The sequence below is a fragment of the Amycolatopsis sp. NPDC004772 genome (genome assembly GCF_053601215.1).
On record NZ_JBSGBK010000092.1, the window covers coordinates 18,268 to 33,060 of the forward strand.

17 protein-coding genes are annotated in these 14,793 nt (G+C 70.7%); 9 read left to right on the plus strand and 8 right to left on the minus strand.

From position 1 onward, the window contains the following. Window positions 1-23 precede the first annotated feature (23 nt). Window positions 24-425: a MerR family transcriptional regulator gene (locus tag ACWEF6_RS35950; protein ID WP_310971071.1), complete on the minus strand. Its 402-nt coding sequence runs from the start codon at window positions 423-425 to the stop codon at window positions 24-26. A gap of 83 nt (window positions 426-508) precedes the next feature. Between ACWEF6_RS35950 and ACWEF6_RS35955 the strand changes: the two genes are divergently transcribed. Then, on the plus strand, window positions 509-1,126 hold the full coding sequence (locus tag ACWEF6_RS35955) for a TetR/AcrR family transcriptional regulator (protein WP_449687021.1): 618 nt from the start codon (window positions 509-511) through the stop codon (window positions 1,124-1,126). On the opposite strand, the gene ACWEF6_RS35960 is transcribed toward ACWEF6_RS35955, so the two are convergent. Genes ACWEF6_RS35960 through ACWEF6_RS35980 form a run of 5 tightly spaced genes read right to left on the minus strand, consistent with a single transcriptional unit; the run spans window position 1,099 to window position 4,975 of the window. Continuing rightward, entirely contained in the window at window positions 1,099-2,364 is a 1,266-nt protein-coding gene (locus ACWEF6_RS35960) for a hypothetical protein (RefSeq protein ID WP_449687022.1), read from the minus strand. The genes ACWEF6_RS35955 and ACWEF6_RS35960 overlap by 28 nt on opposite strands. Continuing rightward, window positions 2,361-2,930 carry an RNA polymerase sigma factor gene (locus ACWEF6_RS35965; protein WP_449687023.1) on the minus strand — a complete coding sequence of 190 codons (570 nt, stop codon included), beginning with the start codon at window positions 2,928-2,930 and terminating at the stop codon, window positions 2,361-2,363. The genes ACWEF6_RS35960 and ACWEF6_RS35965 overlap by 4 nt, the downstream gene beginning before the upstream one ends. A 5-nt stretch (window positions 2,931-2,935) precedes the next feature. Then, window positions 2,936-3,889 (minus strand): pentapeptide repeat-containing protein, encoded by a 954-nt coding sequence (locus ACWEF6_RS35970; protein ID WP_449687024.1) that lies wholly within the window; start codon window positions 3,887-3,889, stop codon window positions 2,936-2,938. 34 nt (window positions 3,890-3,923) lie between these two features. Next, complete coding sequence (gene upp, locus ACWEF6_RS35975) at window positions 3,924-4,547, minus strand: uracil phosphoribosyltransferase (protein ID WP_103340972.1); 624 nt, start codon at window positions 4,545-4,547, stop codon at window positions 3,924-3,926. 5 nt (window positions 4,548-4,552) lie between these two features. Next, window positions 4,553-4,975 (minus strand): protein-tyrosine phosphatase family protein, encoded by a 423-nt coding sequence (locus tag ACWEF6_RS35980; RefSeq protein WP_449687025.1) that lies wholly within the window; start codon window positions 4,973-4,975, stop codon window positions 4,553-4,555. An 85-nt stretch (window positions 4,976-5,060) separates the two neighbouring features. On the opposite strand from ACWEF6_RS35980, the gene ACWEF6_RS35985 reads away from it, so the two are divergent. From ACWEF6_RS35985 to ACWEF6_RS36000, 4 genes are all read left to right on the plus strand, one after another. After that, a complete protein-coding gene (locus ACWEF6_RS35985) occupies window positions 5,061-5,675 on the plus strand; it encodes a DUF1707 SHOCT-like domain-containing protein (RefSeq protein ID WP_449687035.1) in 615 nt (204 codons plus the stop codon). Between the two features lie 178 nt (window positions 5,676-5,853). Then, the gene (gene deoC, locus ACWEF6_RS35990) at window positions 5,854-6,828 is read left to right on the plus strand and encodes a deoxyribose-phosphate aldolase (RefSeq protein WP_449687026.1); all 975 of its coding nucleotides are present in this window, start codon (window positions 5,854-5,856) and stop codon (window positions 6,826-6,828) included. Further along, window positions 6,828-8,261, plus strand: coding sequence for an aldehyde dehydrogenase family protein (locus ACWEF6_RS35995; protein ID WP_449687027.1), 1,434 nt, complete (start codon window positions 6,828-6,830; stop codon window positions 8,259-8,261). The genes deoC and ACWEF6_RS35995 overlap by 1 nt, the downstream gene beginning before the upstream one ends. Continuing rightward, complete coding sequence (locus ACWEF6_RS36000; protein ID WP_449687028.1) at window positions 8,254-9,120, plus strand: aldehyde dehydrogenase family protein; 867 nt, start codon at window positions 8,254-8,256, stop codon at window positions 9,118-9,120. Before ACWEF6_RS35995 ends, ACWEF6_RS36000 begins: the two co-directional genes overlap by 8 nt. A 65-nt stretch (window positions 9,121-9,185) precedes the next feature. Here the strand turns inward: ACWEF6_RS36000 and ACWEF6_RS36005 are convergent, their stop codons facing one another. Together ACWEF6_RS36005 and ACWEF6_RS36010 are read right to left on the minus strand one after the other, a co-directional pair. After that, window positions 9,186-10,058, minus strand: coding sequence for a GH12 family glycosyl hydrolase domain-containing protein (locus ACWEF6_RS36005; protein WP_449687029.1), 873 nt, complete (start codon window positions 10,056-10,058; stop codon window positions 9,186-9,188). A 64-nt stretch (window positions 10,059-10,122) separates the two neighbouring features. Beyond that, window positions 10,123-10,761: a TetR/AcrR family transcriptional regulator gene (locus tag ACWEF6_RS36010; protein ID WP_449687030.1), complete on the minus strand. Its 639-nt coding sequence runs from the start codon at window positions 10,759-10,761 to the stop codon at window positions 10,123-10,125. 179 nt (window positions 10,762-10,940) lie between these two features. Between ACWEF6_RS36010 and ACWEF6_RS36015 the strand changes: the two genes are divergently transcribed. The 4 genes from ACWEF6_RS36015 (at window position 10,941) to ACWEF6_RS36030 (ending at window position 14,736) form a co-directional block, all read left to right on the plus strand. Next, entirely contained in the window at window positions 10,941-12,161 is a 1,221-nt protein-coding gene (locus tag ACWEF6_RS36015; protein WP_449687031.1) for a cytochrome P450, read from the plus strand. A 10-nt stretch (window positions 12,162-12,171) separates the two neighbouring features. After that, a complete protein-coding gene (locus ACWEF6_RS36020; protein ID WP_449687032.1) occupies window positions 12,172-13,362 on the plus strand; it encodes a cytochrome P450 in 1,191 nt (396 codons plus the stop codon). Window positions 13,363-13,398: 36 nt separating this feature from the next. Next, a complete protein-coding gene (locus ACWEF6_RS36025) occupies window positions 13,399-13,593 on the plus strand; it encodes a ferredoxin (RefSeq protein WP_013222786.1) in 195 nt (64 codons plus the stop codon). A 135-nt stretch (window positions 13,594-13,728) separates the two neighbouring features. After that, complete coding sequence (locus tag ACWEF6_RS36030; RefSeq protein WP_449687033.1) at window positions 13,729-14,736, plus strand: hypothetical protein; 1,008 nt, start codon at window positions 13,729-13,731, stop codon at window positions 14,734-14,736. The last annotated feature ends 57 nt before the right edge of the window (window positions 14,737-14,793 follow it).

Sequence of the window (14,793 nt, forward strand, 5' to 3'; positions counted from 1 at the left end):
CAGGCCGCCCAGCTTCCTGTTCTTCACGCGGAAATCTCCTCCATACCGGGTTCCACGCCGAGCACGTTGCGCTCGACCTGGGCGTAGTTCTCGATCTTGTAGTCGAGGATGTCGAGACAGCCCTGCAGCTCGGCGATCCGCTCGGCGACCGACCGGCGCTGCTCCACCAGCAGGGCCTTGCGGCGGCCCGCGCTCGCGACGCCGTGGCGGCGCAGCGACGCGTACTCGCGCATGCTCTTGATGGGCATCCCGGTGGTGCGCAGCTTGGTCAGGAAACCGAGCCAGTTGAGGTCGTCGTCGGAATAGGCCCGGCGGCCCGCGGCGTCCCGCGCGGGCGGGTCGAGCAGTTTGATGCGCTCGTAGTACCGGAGGGTGTCGATGGACAGTCCGCTACGTCGCGCGGCTTCCGCTATCGAGTAGCTCATGGCCCGACAGTACGACCTGGAGTGCACTCCAGGTCAAATCCGCGCGCTGGCCTTCCATAACACTGTTCCGATACGCTCGGCGCATGGCGCGACCCCGCACGCACGACGAAGCGCTCCGGCTCAAGCTGCTCGACCGGGCCGGCGAGCTCCTCGCGGCCGACGGGCCGAAGGCGCTTTCCCTGCGCAAGCTGGCCGCCGACGCCGGGACGTCGACCACCGCCGTGTACTCGCTCTTCGGCAGCAAACCCGACCTGGTGAACGCCCTCTACACCGAGGGCTTCCGCCGCTTCGGCGCCCGGATGGCCGGGACACCGCTGACCGGTGACGCCGTCGAGGACCTCGTCGCGCTCGGCAGCGCCTACCGCACGAGCGCGCTGGCCGACCCGCACCTCTACGGGATCATGTTCACCAAGTCGGTGCCCGGGTTCGAGCCGAACGAAGACGCCGAGAAGCTCGCCCGCGACACCCTCAAGCCCCTGGAGCGGATCATCCGCCGCGCGATCGCCGACGGCGTCTTCCTCGACGTCCCGCCCGAGACGGTCGCGGTCGGCTGCTGGGCCATCGTGCACGGCCTGGTGTCCCTGGAACTGGCCGGCAACCTGCCGGAGGAGTTCGACGTCACGGCCTCCTACGAAGCCGCCCTGCGGGCGAATGCCTCCGGCTGGCTGCGGCCTCAAATCACCGGCACCGAGCCGTCGTAGACGACCGCGCCCTTCGCGTCCCGCGCCGTCACCCGGACCTTGGTTTCCGCGGAGATCTTGACGTTCTCGGGGTCCCACACGACGACCATGCCGGCCACCACGTGGGCTTCGATCTTCCCCTCGCTCCCGAAGTCGACGACCGCCGTCGCCGCGGTCGCGGGCAGCGCCGCGGCGAACGGGCGGCGATCCGTCGCCGGAGGGCCACCCGTTTCGCGGCCCAGGGTGTCCACGATCAAGGGGTACGCCGGCGGGGCCTCCGGCGGCGGGCCGCTGGGCAGGGTGCGGACCCGCAGCTTCCCCGGCCGCCGGTAGTCCGGCTCGGTGGTGCAGACCACGAACCGGTCGCCGCGGCGGCCGAGGACCACCCGGTAGCCGTCCGAGTCGAGCAGCGGCCCCGGTTCGTACGCCGCGGGGTCGGGGATCGCCTCCATCTCCGCCGCCGCCAGGCAGTCGCCCAGCGCGCGGCCCGCGGCCGACGTCCGGTCGGCGGTCACCGGCCGGTCGGCGACCGCGAGCAGGGGCGGGGGCGCCGCGGGCAGCCGCACGCCCGGTTCCATCGGCTTGCCGATGGACAGCGTCGTCCGCGCCGGGTCGCTCCGGGTCACGCCGGTGAACTGGCGGGTGACCGGGGAGAACGAGATCCGCGACATGCCGCTCTCCCCGCCCTCGGTTTCCGCGTCGAGGTAGCTCCCCTCCCCGCCGGGGGCGAGGATCCCGCCGACCATCCCGGTCGCGCTGTGGAGCAGGAGGCCCGTGCGCGTGCCCGGGGTGTAGGCCGGAGTGGCGGCCGGGTCCGACAGCGTCACCGTCGTCTCGGTGGTCTCGCAGAACATCGGCTTGCCGTCGGCGGTCGCCGCGACCACCGAGTCGGTCTGGAAGACCTCGGTGAACACGGGGACCCAGTTCTGCCGCGGGGGCACGCGGCCGGTCTTGCCCGCCGCCTGCACCGCGGCCCAGCAGCGGTCCAGGGACGAGGTCGCCACCGCCGCGTCGAGGGTGAGCGGGTTGAAGACGTCCGGGGGCGCCGGCGGGCCGGGCTCGGCCACGGGCTGGTGCCGGAACACCTGCGTCGCGACGATCGCCCCCGCGGCCAGCGCGACCACGGCCGCCGCGGCGGCGACGTACCGGACGCGGGCCGGACGGCGCTTCCCCATCCCCCGGCGGACTTCCTCCCGCAACCGCGCGCGGACGTCGTCCGGCAGCTTCCGCCGGAGCGGCAGGCCGAGGTCGTCGCTCATTTCTCCTCCAGCAGGGTGCGCAGCCGGGCGCGGGCCCGGGACAGGTGGGCGCGGACGGTGACCTCGGCGACGGCCAGCAGCGCGGCCGCGTCTCCGGCGCTCAGGTCGCCGAGCAGGCACAGCTCGACGACCTCGCGCTGCGCCTTCGGCAGCGTCCGGACGGCCTCGACGACCTCGCGCAGCCGCTGCTCGCCGTCGAGCCGGTCGGCGACGGCGTCGGCGTGGTCGGACACGACCGGTGGGTCCGGCATCTTCCGCAGCAGCCGCAGCCGCCTTCGCGCGCCGCGATGCTCGTCGCGGGCCGCGTTGCCGGCGACGGTGTAGAGCCACGGCAGTGCGCTGTCACGCACCAGCGTCACGTCGGCGCGGCGGCGCCAGGCGGTCAGGAAGGTCGTCGAAGTCAGGTCTTCGGCACCGGCCCACGAGCCGGTCAGGCGGTAGGCGTGGTTCCAGACGGCCTCGGCGTGCCGCTCGAAGAGCTCGGTGAAGGCCACTTGGTCGCCCTCGGCGGCCCGGTCCCACAGAGCGCGGTCGTCCACCGGCGCCCCCGTCGCTTGGCTGGTCACACCCCTCAGTGGCCGGCCGCACCGGAATTGTTGTGCGGCCGATCGGATTCCCTCGCGAACGCGGTGCCTTCGAGGTCGAACTCGTGCTTGCTGCGCTCGAACACCGCCTCGGCGGCGAACCGCGCGTGGTGGAAGCGGAGGCCGCCGGTCGAGGACGTCCGCGCGAACCGGGCGGCACCGCGGAACTCGGCCCAGGAGAAGAAGGCCCCCTCGGCGAAGTCCGACCGGTCGAAGTTCGCCAGCGCGGTGAACTCCGTGCCGTAGAACCCCACCCGCTGGTGGAAGGTGGTCTGCTGCATGTGCACCGCGCCGACGAACCGGGCGTGGCTGAAGTCCGCGGCCTGCACCTCGCAGCCGCTGAACCGGAAGTCGACCAGCTCCGCGCGTTGCAGGTCGACGGACAGGCCCGGCCAGAACGCGGGATCGTCGCGGCGCAGGTGCGTCCGCAGCAGCTCCTGGACGGCGAGCCGGACCTGCAGCTCCGCCCCGTCGTACTCGGGCGTCTCGTCCTTGCGCCGCACCGCGTCGGCACCGCGGATGCCTTCTTCCGGGCCGTCGAACGGCATCCGCAGGTACGCGCACCAGACGTTGACGATCGTCTGGCGCTGCTTCGGGTTGTCCTGCCCGAGCCGCTCGAGCGCGTAGAGCCCGCCGAGCCGCACCGGGGCCTTCTCACTGCCCAGCTGCTCGACGGCCTTCGTGTACAGCTCGGTGACCCGGCGCTCCTCCAGGTCCCGTTCGGTCACGGACGCGACGCGGGTCGTCTCGGCCAGCTGGAGCTCGAGCGTGCGCTGGCGGCGCGTCGCGAGCCACAGCGCGAACACGCCGCCCGCGCCCGCGCCGATGCCGAACGCCGTCTTGACCGCGTCGATCCGGACCGGCGCCTCGGGGCGTCCCGACCAGGCCAGGAACAGCCAGAGCAGGGCCCCGGTGACGGCCGCGACCGCGACGGCGGTCACGGCGATCCACCGCCACTTCAGGACCGGCACCGGCTCAGACGGCGCCGTACTGGCGGTCGCCCGCGTCGCCGAGGCCCGGGACGATGAAGCCCGAGTCGTTGAGGCGCTCGTCGATGCTCGCGGTGACGACCCGGACCGGCAGGCCGGTCTTCTCCAGGTGCGCCAGGCCTTCCGGGGCCGCCAGCGCGCAGATCGCCGTGACGTCGTCGGCGCCGCGGTCGGTGAGCAGGCGGATCGTGTACTCCATCGAGCCGCCGGTGGCGAGCATCGGGTCGAGCACCAGCACCGGCCGGTCGGCGAGCGACTCCGGCAGCGATTCGAGGTACGGCGTCGGCTTGAGCGTCTCCTCGTCGCGCGCCAGGCCGACGAAGCCCATCTGCGCGTCCGGGATCAGCTTGTGCGCCTGGTCGGCCATGCCCAGCCCGGCCCGCAGCACCGGCACCAGCAGCGGCGGCTTCGCGAGCTTGTAGCCGTCGGTGCGGGCGACCGGCGTGTGGATCTTCTCGATCTTCACCGGCACGCCGCGCGTGGCTTCGTAGACCAGCATGACGGTCAGCTCGTGCAGCGCGGCCCGGAACGCGGCGCTGTCGGTGCGCGCGTCGCGCATCGTGGAGAGCCGGGCCTTCGCGAGGGGGTGGTCGACGACGTGCACATCCATGCGGGTCAATCTAGCCGTTTCGCGAAGCTCTTCACCCAGCCGCGCTGCCAGGGCGTTTCGACGGCTCGCTCGTTGTAGTGCGCTCGTGTCCACGCGACGGCTTCTTCGACGGGGACGCCGGAGAGGATCGCCAGGCAGGCCATCACCGTGCCGGTCCGTCCGGCGCCGCCGTAGCAGGCGACTTCGACGGTTTCGGCCTTCGCCCGTTCGTGGAGGGCCTTGATCTTTTCGCGGGCGTCGGCGGGCCGGGTGGGCAGCAGGAAGTCGGGCCAGGTGACCCATTCGTGCGGCCAGGCGATGCCCCCGCCGTGCTTGCGCCGCAGCCGGCTCGTCCCCAGGTAGAGGCCGAAATCGGGCGGGGGTCCGTCGGGGCGCGGGCGGGCCAGCCCGCGTCCGTCCACGCGGGTGCCGTCCGGGAATTCCACCATTCGCCCAGTGTCCTCCGGAAGAAGGACACGCAGGGTGGTTTTCGCCGATAAGCTGCGCCGGGTGAGCGAACTGACGCCCGACCAGATGCGGGCTTCCGACGCGGACCGTGAACGCGTCGCGCAGGTGCTGCACAACGCCCTCGCGGAGGGCCGGATCACGGTGAACGAGCTGGAAGAGCGGCTCACCACCGTCTACGCGGCGAAGACGCTGGGCGAGCTGAAGCCGGTGACGGCGGACCTGCCGTCGTCGGCGGCGGCGATCGAGCCGGCGACCACGCGCGCGCTCGGCTTCCCGGACCAGCGCATCGGCGGCCACCCGGGCAGCCCGGTGTCGATCGGCGTGCTGTCGGGAGCGGTCCGCAAGGGCAGCTGGGTCCTGCCCCCGCAGCACAACAGCTTCGCGTTCTGGGGCGGCGCGGAGATCGACCTGCGCCAGGCCCGCTTCGCCGACCGCCACTGCACGATCACCGCGGTGGCCATCATGGGCGGCATCCAGATCACGGTCCCGGACGACATCAACGTGGACGTCACGGGCCTGGGCCTGATGGGCGGGTTCGTGCTGGAGGACAAGTCGGGAGCACCCCCGGCGCCGCCCACGGCCCCGACGGTGAAGATCAACGGCCTGGCGTTCTGGGGCGGCGTCGTCGTGTACCGGAAGCCGGCGAAGCGGACCGAGCCGCCGCAGATCGAAGGGGCTTAGAGGAGCCCCTCGCCCCGCCCGGCCCCGAGCGCCCCAATGTGGCGTTCGGTGCGTCAGACGCAACCAACGCCACATTGGGGCGCTTGACGGAGGTGACACTCGCTGCCTGAAGCGTCACACCGGGTGACCCGCTTCCGGGCGCCGCGCGCTGTCGGACCCGCCGCCTAGACTCAGGCGCATGACAGCCACGACCAGCACGTCAGCGGCGCCGGCCACCCCGGCGCCGCTGGTGGACGCGACTCGCGATGACGCGAGCCTGCGCCGCTTCCTGCTCGGGCTGCCCGGTGTCGACCAGGTCGGCGTCGAGCAGCGCGCGGCGGGCCTCGGCACGCGCAGCATCAAAAAGGACGCCAAGCGGTGGGCCATCGACACCGCCATCTCCATGGTCGACCTGACCACCCTGGAGGGCGCCGACACCCAGGGCAAGGTCCGGGCGCTGGCCGCGAAGGCCGTCCGCCCCGATCCGGAGCGCCAGGACACCCCGCGCGTCGCCGCCGTCTGCGTCTACCCCGACCTGGTCGCCACCGCCGTCGAAGCGCTCAAGGGCAGCGGCGTGCACGTCGCCAGCGTCGCCACCGGGTTTCCCGCCGGGCGCACCAGCCGCGAGATCAAGCTGGCGGACACGAAGATCGCCGTCGAGGCCGGTGCGCACGAGGTCGACATGGTGATCGACCGGGGCGCCTTCCTCGAAGGCCGGTACATGGCCGTCTTCGAAGAGATCCGCGCGGTGAAACAAGCCTGCGGCGACGCGCACCTGAAGGTCATCCTCGAGACCGGCGAGCTGGCAACCTACGACAACGTGCGGCGCGCGTCGTGGCTGGCGCTGCTGGCCGGCGGCGACTTCATCAAGACCTCCACCGGCAAGGTCTCCCCCGCCGCGACGCTGCCGGTCACGCACATCATGCTGCAGGCCGTCCACGATTGGCACGGCCAGACCGGCGAGCTGCGCGGCGTCAAGCCCGCGGGCGGCATCCGGACCACGAAGGACGCGATCAAGTACCTGGTCGCCGTGCACGAGGTCGCCGGCGAGCAGTGGCTGACCCCGGACCTGTTCCGCTTCGGCGCGTCCAGCCTGCTCAACGACCTGCTGCTGCAGCGCCGCACCCAGGTGGACGGCCACTACAGCGGCCCCGACTACGTGACGGTGGACTGATGCCTGTTTTCGAGTACGCACCGGCGCCCGAATCGCGCGCCATCGCGAACCTCAAGGATTCCTACAAGCCGTTCGTCAACGGCGAGTTCGTCGACGGCTCGGGTGAGCCGCTCAAGACGATCAACCCGGCCACCGAAGAGGTCCTCGCCGAGGTCGGCACCGCGTCGAAGTCCGATGTGGACATCGCGGTGAAGGCCGCGCGCAAGGCGTACAACTCCGTGTGGTCGAAGATGCCGGGCACCGAGCGCGCGAAGTACCTCTTCCGCATCGCGCGGCTGATCCAGGAGCGTTCGCGCGAGCTCGCCGTGCTGGAGAGCCTGGACAACGGCAAGCCGATCAAGGAGTCGCGCGACTCCGACGTCCCGACGGCCGCCGCGCACTTCTTCTACCACGCGGGCTGGGCCGACAAGCTCGAGTACGCGGGCTATGGCCCGAACCCGCAGCCGCTCGGTGTCGCGGGGCAGATCATCCCGTGGAACTTCCCGCTGCTGATGCTGGCCTGGAAGATCGCCCCGGCGCTGGCCACCGGCAACACCGTGGTCCTGAAGCCGGCCGAGACGACGCCGCTCACCGCGCTCGTCTTCGCGGAGATCTGCCAGCAGGCCGAGCTGCCGCCGGGCGTGGTGAACATCCTCCCGGGCGCGGGCGACATCGGCGCGTCCATCGTGGAGCACGCCGACATCGACAAGATCGCCTTCACCGGCTCGACCGAGGTCGGCAAGGCGATCCAGCGCCAGGTCGCGGGCACGGCGAAGAAGCTGACCCTCGAGCTGGGCGGCAAGGCGGCGAACATCGTGTTCGAGGACGCGCCGCTCGACCAGGCCGTCGAGGGCATCGTCAACGGCATCTTCTTCAACCAGGGCCACGTCTGCTGCGCGGGCTCGCGCCTGCTGGTCCAGGAGTCCATCGCCGAAGAGGTCCTCGAAAAGCTGCATTACCGCGTCTCGACCCTGCGCATCGGCGACCCGCTGGACAAGAACACCGACATCGGGGCGATCAACTCCGCCGAGCAGCTGGCGAAGATCCGCGGGCTCGTCGAGTCGGGTGACGCCGAGGGCGCGCAGCGCTGGACCAGCCCGTGCCCGGTCCCGGACCGCGGGTTCTTCTTCGCCCCGACGGTGTTCGCGAACGTCCACCAGTCGATGCGGATCGCGCGCGAGGAGATCTTCGGCCCGGTGCTGTCGGTGCTGACGTTCCGCACGCCGGACGAGGCCGTCGCGAAGGCGAACAACACGCCGTACGGGCTGTCGGCCGGCATCTGGACCGAAAAGGGCTCCCGGATCCTGTGGATGGCGAACCAGCTGCGCGCCGGCGTGGTCTGGGCCAACACCTTCAACCGCTTCGACCCCGCCGCCCCGTTCGGCGGCTACCAGGAATCCGGCTTCGGGCGCGAAGGCGGCCGCACCGGGCTGGAGGCGTACCTGAATGTCTGACCGAATCTCCGTCGCGAAGACGTACAAGCTGTACATCGGCGGCAAGTTCCCTCGTTCGGAGTCCGGCCGGGTGTACCCGGTGACGGACGGCAAGGGCAAGTTCCTGGCGAACGCGGCCCACGCGTCCCGCAAGGACGTCCGCGACGCGGTGGTGGCCGCGCGCAAGGCGTTCCCCGGCTGGTCGGCGGCGACGGCGTACAACCGCGGCCAGGTGCTCTACCGGGTGGCCGAGGTCCTGGAGGGCCGCCGCGACCAGTTCGTTTCCGAGGTTTCGGCGTCGGAAGGCCTCGGCGGCAAGAAGGCCGAGTCCCTTGTGGACGCGGCGATCGACCGCTGGGTCTGGTACGCGGGCTGGACGGACAAGATCGCCACGGTCCTCGGCGCGGCGAACCCGGTGGCGGGCCCGTACTTCTCGTTCACGGTCCCGGAGCCGACGGGCGTGGTCGGCGTCCTGGCGCCGCAGGCCTCGTCGTTGCTGGGGCTGGTGGAGGTGCTGGCCCCGGTCCTGGCGACGGGCTCGACGGCGGTGGTGGTGTCGAGCGCGGAGCGGCCGCTGCCGGCGATCACGCTGTCGGAGGTCCTGGCGACCTCCGACGTCCCGGGAGGCGTGGCGAACATCTTGACCGGCCGGGCGGCCGAGCTGGGCCCGTGGCTGGCTTCGCACGGCGACGTCAACGCCCTGGACCCGACGGGAGCGGCCCCGGCCGACCGCCCGGGGCTGGCCCGCGAAGCGGCGAACACGGTGAAGAGGGTGCTGACAGTCCCGGACGCGGAGCCGGACTGGACGGCAGCGCCGGATCTCACCCGCCTGCGGCGCTACCTGGAGGCGAAGACGGTCTGGCACCCGCTGGGCGTCTGAGCGGAATCCTGCTCCCGCCGGTCGTGAGTGGTAAGGAGGGTTAGAACCCTCTTTACCACTCACGACTAGCTCATCGTCACCGAGAAGTCCGACAGCGTGAACCGCGCCTTGCCGCCGCCGGTCGAACAGAACTCGATGCCGTAGCCGATCTGGTTGACCGTCGGGTTGGGCGGGATCAGGCCCTTGCCGATCGCCCAGGCGATCATCGCCTTCAGGTCGACGCTGCCCGAATACTGCGTCGAGCGGGACACGAACGCCACGTACCCCTCGTCGTCCGCCCAGACGTCGTAGGTGAAGCCGCCCGCCGTGTACGTCGTCAGCTTGTCGCCCGCCGGGACCTGCTTGCGGTTCTCCGTCCAGACCATCAGCTCGCTGACGCCGGCGCCGTTGCCCACGCCGTTCAGCCACAGGTCGTACGCCACGTCGTAGACGCCCACCCCGGGGCCGCGGCCGGCGAACGTCGATGCGATCACCGAATAGTCGTTGAACGGTTTCCCGTTCTGATTGTTGATGTCCTTGTGCACGTTCGGATAGGTTTTCACCGACGTCGAATCGGGTTGGGTGGAATCGACGTACCAGTTGTCGTACGCGCACGCCCGCAGTGTTTCCGGGCCCGCTTCTTCGGCGTTCCACATGTTGTTGTGGACGTAGTAGCCGCCGTCCGTCCAGCCGCCGTCGGGGTCGCTGGTGGTGAACTCCGGGGTGCGGCAGTTCCGCACCGGCGTGGCCGACGGCGGGGTCGGCGTCGGCGGAGGTGCAGTTCGGGACGTCGAAGGCGTCGGCGACGACGAAGAGGAGACCGGCGCCGGTGACGAAGAGGACGAGGTCACCGGCGAAGGCGGCGATGCGGCCGCCACGCCGTCGACGGGCGTGCCGCCGCACCCGGCGAGCACCGGGAAGGAAATCGCCAACAACACGGCCAGCGTTCTTCGTCGCATTTTCCCGCCCGCAGCTGCAATTCCGGCAGAACGAGGCGGAACCCTAACACGGAAATCCGCGAAATCAGTCGGGGTCGAGGTCGCCGGAAGTGATCGGACGGCCCGGCAGCTCGGTACCCGGCCGCGCGCTGAGGCCGTCGATCATGATGCCGACACACCGGCGCGCCGCCATCTCGGCCACTTCCGGCGTCTTCGCGCGCGCCTGGCGCAGCAGCGTGGCGAACAGGATCGCGATGTCACCCGAGCCGACGTCGTCGCGGAGCTTGCCCTCGGCCTGCGCGCCGTCGACGAAGCCGTCGAGGACCGCCAGGATCTCGTCGCGCAGCCGGCGGACCTCCGGGTCGCCCTTGAGGATCACCAGGGCCCGGTGCGACACCATCGCCAGCTGCACGCTCAGCTGCAGCTCCACCGACTGCCGCAGCAGCCGCTCCAGCGCGCGCCACGACGACGTCTCCTCCGCCGCGATCACCCGCGCGTCGATCAGCACCCGCTCGAAGTTGTCCATCGCGACCGCGCGGACCAGCGCGTCGCGGTCCGGGAAGCGGCGGTACAGCGTGCCGACGCCGACGCCGGCCGCGCGGGCGATCTCCTCCATCGGCACCTCGGGACCGGAAGCGGCGAAGATGCTCTTCGCGGCGGCCAGGATCTGGTCGCGGTTGCGGCGCGCGTCCGCCCGCAGGGTGGTCTCGGGGTCTGCCGTCATGCCGTTCGCCTTCCGCTGAATCGCGCGGGGTGATTCTCGCACGGTCAACCGGCCACACACCGCCTCCTCGAATGGGTAGGCGGCATCTAGTGGACGACATCCTTCCGCTTCGGTACCTTGGGCTAGAGAACCGGAATGTAATCCTCCGCATACTTTCCGTCCGATTTAGGGGGTCCGAAATGACTGATCTGGTCGAGCCCGCAACCCGGGACGAGACCTTCCCGCTGGCCCGCACCTGCCCGTTCGCCCCGCCGCCGGCGTACGAGGAGCTGCGCGACGCCGGCCCGGTCCACCGCGTCACCCTGCAGTCCGGCCAGGAGGCGTGGGCGGTGACGCGGCTGGAGGACGTCCGGACCGTGCTCAACGACCCGCGGTTCAGCTCCGACCGGTTCAACCCGGGCTTCCCGATCCTGACGCGCGAGGGACGTCCGCAGCGCCGCCGCTTCACCGCGTCCCTGATCAACATGGACCCGCCGGAGCACGGCGCCGCCCGCCGCGAGGTCGTCGGCGAGTTCACCGTCAAGCGCATGAAGGCGCTGCATCCGCGGATCCAGCAGATCGTCGACGAGCACATCGACGCGATGCTGGCCGGCCCGAAGCCCGCGGACCTGGTCTCGGCGCTGTCGCTGCCGGTCCCGTCGCTGGTCATCTGCGAGCAGCTCGGCGTCCCGTACGCCGAACACGACTTCTTCCAGACGCGCAGCTCCACCCTGCTCAACCGCGAGGTGACGCAGGAAGCGCGCATGCAGGCCGTGGAAGAGCTGCAGAACTACCTCGACGAGCTGGTCACCGAGAAGGAGAAGAACCCGACCGACGACCTGCTCGGCCGCCAGGTCCTCAAGCAGCGCGAAGAGCACGGCGAAGCCGACCACGACTCGCTGGTCTCCCTCGCCTTCCTGCTGCTCCTCGCCGGGCACGAGACGACGGCGAACATGATCTCGCTCGGCACCGTGGCCCTCCTGGAGAACCCGGACCAGCTCGCGATCATCAAGAACGACCCCGGCAAGACCCTCGACGCCGTCGAGGAGCTGCTGCGGTACTTCACCATCGCCGAGTTCGCGACCTCGCGCGTGGCCACCGAGGACGTCGAGATCGGCGGGCAGCTGATCCGCGCGGGCGAGGGCGTGCTCGGCCTGAGCTACTCCGGCAACCGCGACGCCGAGGCGTTCGAGAACGCCGACGAGCTCGACCTCGAGCGCGGCGCCCGGCACCACGTCGCCTTCGGCTTCGGACCGCACCAGTGCCTCGGCCAGAACCTCGCCCGGATGGAACTGCAGATCGTCTTCGACACGCTGTTCCGCCGCATCCCGGACCTCAAGCTGGCCGCGCCGGTGGACCAGCTGCCGTTCAAGCACGACTCGTCGATCTTCGGCCTCTACTGCCTGCCCGTGACCTGGTGAGGGGGACGCCATGACCGCCGTCCACGAGTTCCCGATGACCCGGACCTGCCCGTTCGCGCCGCCGCCGGCGTACGCCGAGATCCGCGAGGAGGAGCCGGTCACCCGGGTGCGGCTGCCCGCCGGCAAGCAGGCCTGGGTGGTCAGCAAGCACGAAGACGTCCGGACCGTGCTGAACGACCGGCGGTTCAGCGCCGACCGGCAGCACCCGGACTTCCCGCAGCTGGTGCCGGGCCTCCGGCGGCCGGACGACGAGCGCACCATGATCACCATGGACGCGCCCGAGCACGGGCCGGCCCGCAAGGCCGTGCTCGGCGAGTTCACCGTGCGCCGGATGGAGGCGCTGCGGCCGCGGATCCAGGAGATCGTCGACGAGCGGATCGACGCGCTGCTGGCCGGCCCGAAGCCGGGTGACCTGGTCGAGATGCTGTCGCTGCCGGTGCCGTCGCTGGTCATCTGCGAGATGCTCGGGGTGCCGTACGCCGACCACGACTTCTTCCAGACCCAGACGGCGAAGCTGATCAAGCGCGACACGCCCCCGCTGGAGCGGCGGGCCGCGGTCGAGTCCGTCCGCGGCTACATGAGCGACCTCATCGCCGGCAAGGAGGACAACCCGCCGGACGACCTGCTCGGCCGGCAGATCGTCAAGCTGCGCGAAGAGGGCACCTACCGGCGGCCCGCGCTGGCCGCGACCGGGTTCCTGCTGCTCCTGGCCGGGCACGAGACGACGGCGAACATGATCTCCCTCGGCACGGTCGGGCTGCTGGAGAACCCGGACCAGCTGGCCCTGGTCAAGGACGACCCGGGCAAGACGCTCGACGCCGTCGAGGAGCTCCTGCGGTACTTCACCATCGTCGACGCCGCCACGGCGCGGCTGTGCGTGGAGGACGCCGAGGTCGGCGGGCAGCTGATCCGGGCGGGCGAGGGTGTGCTGGCGCTGGGCTACGCGGCCAACCGCGACGAAGCGGCGTTCGAAAATCCCGACGAACTGGACATCGAACGCGGCGCGCGGCACCACGTCGCCTTCGGCTTCGGCCCGCACCAGTGCCTCGGCCAGAACCTCGCCCGGATGGAACTGCAGATCGTCTTCGACACGCTCTTCAGCCGGATTCCCGGCCTGAAGCTGGCCGCGCCGGTCGACGACCTGCCGTTCAAGGACGACGCGGCCATCTACGGCCTGTACCGGCTGCCGGTGACCTGGTAGAGACGAACTGCCAAACCACCACAGGAGAAGAGGACCATGAAGATCATCGCGGACACCGGCAAGTGCGTCGGCGCCGGTCAGTGCGTGCTCACCGAGCCGTCGCTGTTCGACCAGAGCGAGGAGGACGGCACGGTCATCGTGCTCGACGACCAGCCGCAGGGGGAGCTGGTCGAGAAGGCCCGCGAAGCGGTGCACGTCTGCCCGAGCCAGGCCCTCTCCCTCCAGGAATAGCCTCCCGCGCTCGTGAGTGGTAAGGCGGGTTCTAACCCGCCTTACCACTCACGACACTTGTCCACATCGGTTTCGGTTATCCACAGATTCAGGTTGTGCTCACCACCGCGTGTCTGAAGGCGCCATGGTCGAGACATGCCCCTGCACACACGCTGGTCGGCCGACCGCATACCGGACGGAGCCCGCCTCGGCTGGCAACCGCTGCTCGACGCCCAACACGGTGTCGTCAGCGGTGAACAGCTCCGCTCGTTCGGCCACACCAGAGCGGACATCGAGGCCAACGTCGAGGCCGGCCGGTGGCAACGCGTGCTACCACGGGTCTACGCGACATTCACCGGAGAGTTACCCCGGCCCGCCCGCTTCTTCGCGGCTTTGCTCTACGGCGGCGCGAACGCCGTCCTCAGCCACCACACGGCAGCGGAGGAATGGGGGCTGATACCCCTGGCGGATCGGCCGGTGGAGATCACCGTGCCGTACACCAGTTCCGCGATCTCGCAACGTCCCCTCGTCGTCGTCCACCGTTCGCGAGCGCTGCGGTACACGACGCTGGCGACCACACCAGCCCGGACCCGCGGACCCGACACCATTCTCGACCTGGCGGTTTCACAGCCGACCGCACGAGAAGCGACGTTGCTCGTCGTCGACCTGGTGAGCCGGAGCTCGATCCCCGTCAACGACGTTCAGGATTGCCTGCTGCTGCGGCCGCCGTACCGCTATCGTGCCGCCATTCGCCGTGGACTCGCTCTCGTCGCCGCCGGGCTGATGTCCGCGCTGGAAGTCGAATACCTCGAGAACGTCGAGGACCGCCACGGGCTACCTCGCGGCGAACGACAGACGCCCTTCATCGTCGACGGGAAGACATTGTGGGAGGACGTCACCTATGACGTCCACGGCGCCGCAGTCACGATCCGGCTCGACGGTCGAGCCACACACGCAACCGGCGGCGTCGCATTCCGCGACCGTCGCAGGGACAACGCTGCCGAACTCGCTGGGCGAGCGCGCCTCGTCTACGGCTGGCAGGACGTTCGATCGTCACCATGCGCGGTGGCGGCGGAAGTGCGCAAGATCCTCTTACGCGAAGGGTGGCCACCCGAGGGAAGCCGAGCACCGACTTGTCGACAATGCCGGCCACCCCGGTCGTGAGTGGTAACGCGGGTTAGGTCGGGCGGGGAGCCAAACGACAAACCACCCACCACGCCA

Excerpts from the sequence above, each read along its gene's own strand:
- ACWEF6_RS35960 (WP_449687022.1), bottom strand. The coding sequence starts at position 2,364 with ATGAGCGACGACCTCGGCCTGCCGCTCCGGCGGAAGCTGCCGGACGAC.
- ACWEF6_RS36000 (WP_449687028.1), top strand. The coding sequence starts at position 8,254 with ATGTCTGACCGAATCTCCGTCGCGAAGACGTACAAGCTGTACATCGGC.
- ACWEF6_RS35985 (WP_449687035.1), top strand. The coding sequence starts at position 5,061 with ATGCGGGCTTCCGACGCGGACCGTGAACGCGTCGCGCAGGTGCTGCAC.
- ACWEF6_RS35980 (WP_449687025.1), bottom strand. The coding sequence starts at position 4,975 with ATGGTGGAATTCCCGGACGGCACCCGCGTGGACGGACGCGGGCTGGCC.
- ACWEF6_RS36020 (WP_449687032.1), top strand. The coding sequence starts at position 12,172 with ATGACCGCCGTCCACGAGTTCCCGATGACCCGGACCTGCCCGTTCGCG.
- ACWEF6_RS36015 (WP_449687031.1), top strand. The coding sequence starts at position 10,941 with ATGACTGATCTGGTCGAGCCCGCAACCCGGGACGAGACCTTCCCGCTG.
- ACWEF6_RS36025 (WP_013222786.1), top strand. The coding sequence starts at position 13,399 with ATGAAGATCATCGCGGACACCGGCAAGTGCGTCGGCGCCGGTCAGTGC.
- ACWEF6_RS36005 (WP_449687029.1), bottom strand. The coding sequence starts at position 10,058 with ATGCGACGAAGAACGCTGGCCGTGTTGTTGGCGATTTCCTTCCCGGTG.
- ACWEF6_RS36010 (WP_449687030.1), bottom strand. The coding sequence starts at position 10,761 with ATGACGGCAGACCCCGAGACCACCCTGCGGGCGGACGCGCGCCGCAAC.
- upp (WP_103340972.1), bottom strand. The coding sequence starts at position 4,547 with ATGGATGTGCACGTCGTCGACCACCCCCTCGCGAAGGCCCGGCTCTCC.
- deoC (WP_449687026.1), top strand. The coding sequence starts at position 5,854 with ATGACAGCCACGACCAGCACGTCAGCGGCGCCGGCCACCCCGGCGCCG.
- ACWEF6_RS35955 (WP_449687021.1), top strand. The coding sequence starts at position 509 with ATGGCGCGACCCCGCACGCACGACGAAGCGCTCCGGCTCAAGCTGCTC.
- ACWEF6_RS35995 (WP_449687027.1), top strand. The coding sequence starts at position 6,828 with ATGCCTGTTTTCGAGTACGCACCGGCGCCCGAATCGCGCGCCATCGCG.
- ACWEF6_RS35950 (WP_310971071.1), bottom strand. The coding sequence starts at position 425 with ATGAGCTACTCGATAGCGGAAGCCGCGCGACGTAGCGGACTGTCCATC.
- ACWEF6_RS36030 (WP_449687033.1), top strand. The coding sequence starts at position 13,729 with ATGCCCCTGCACACACGCTGGTCGGCCGACCGCATACCGGACGGAGCC.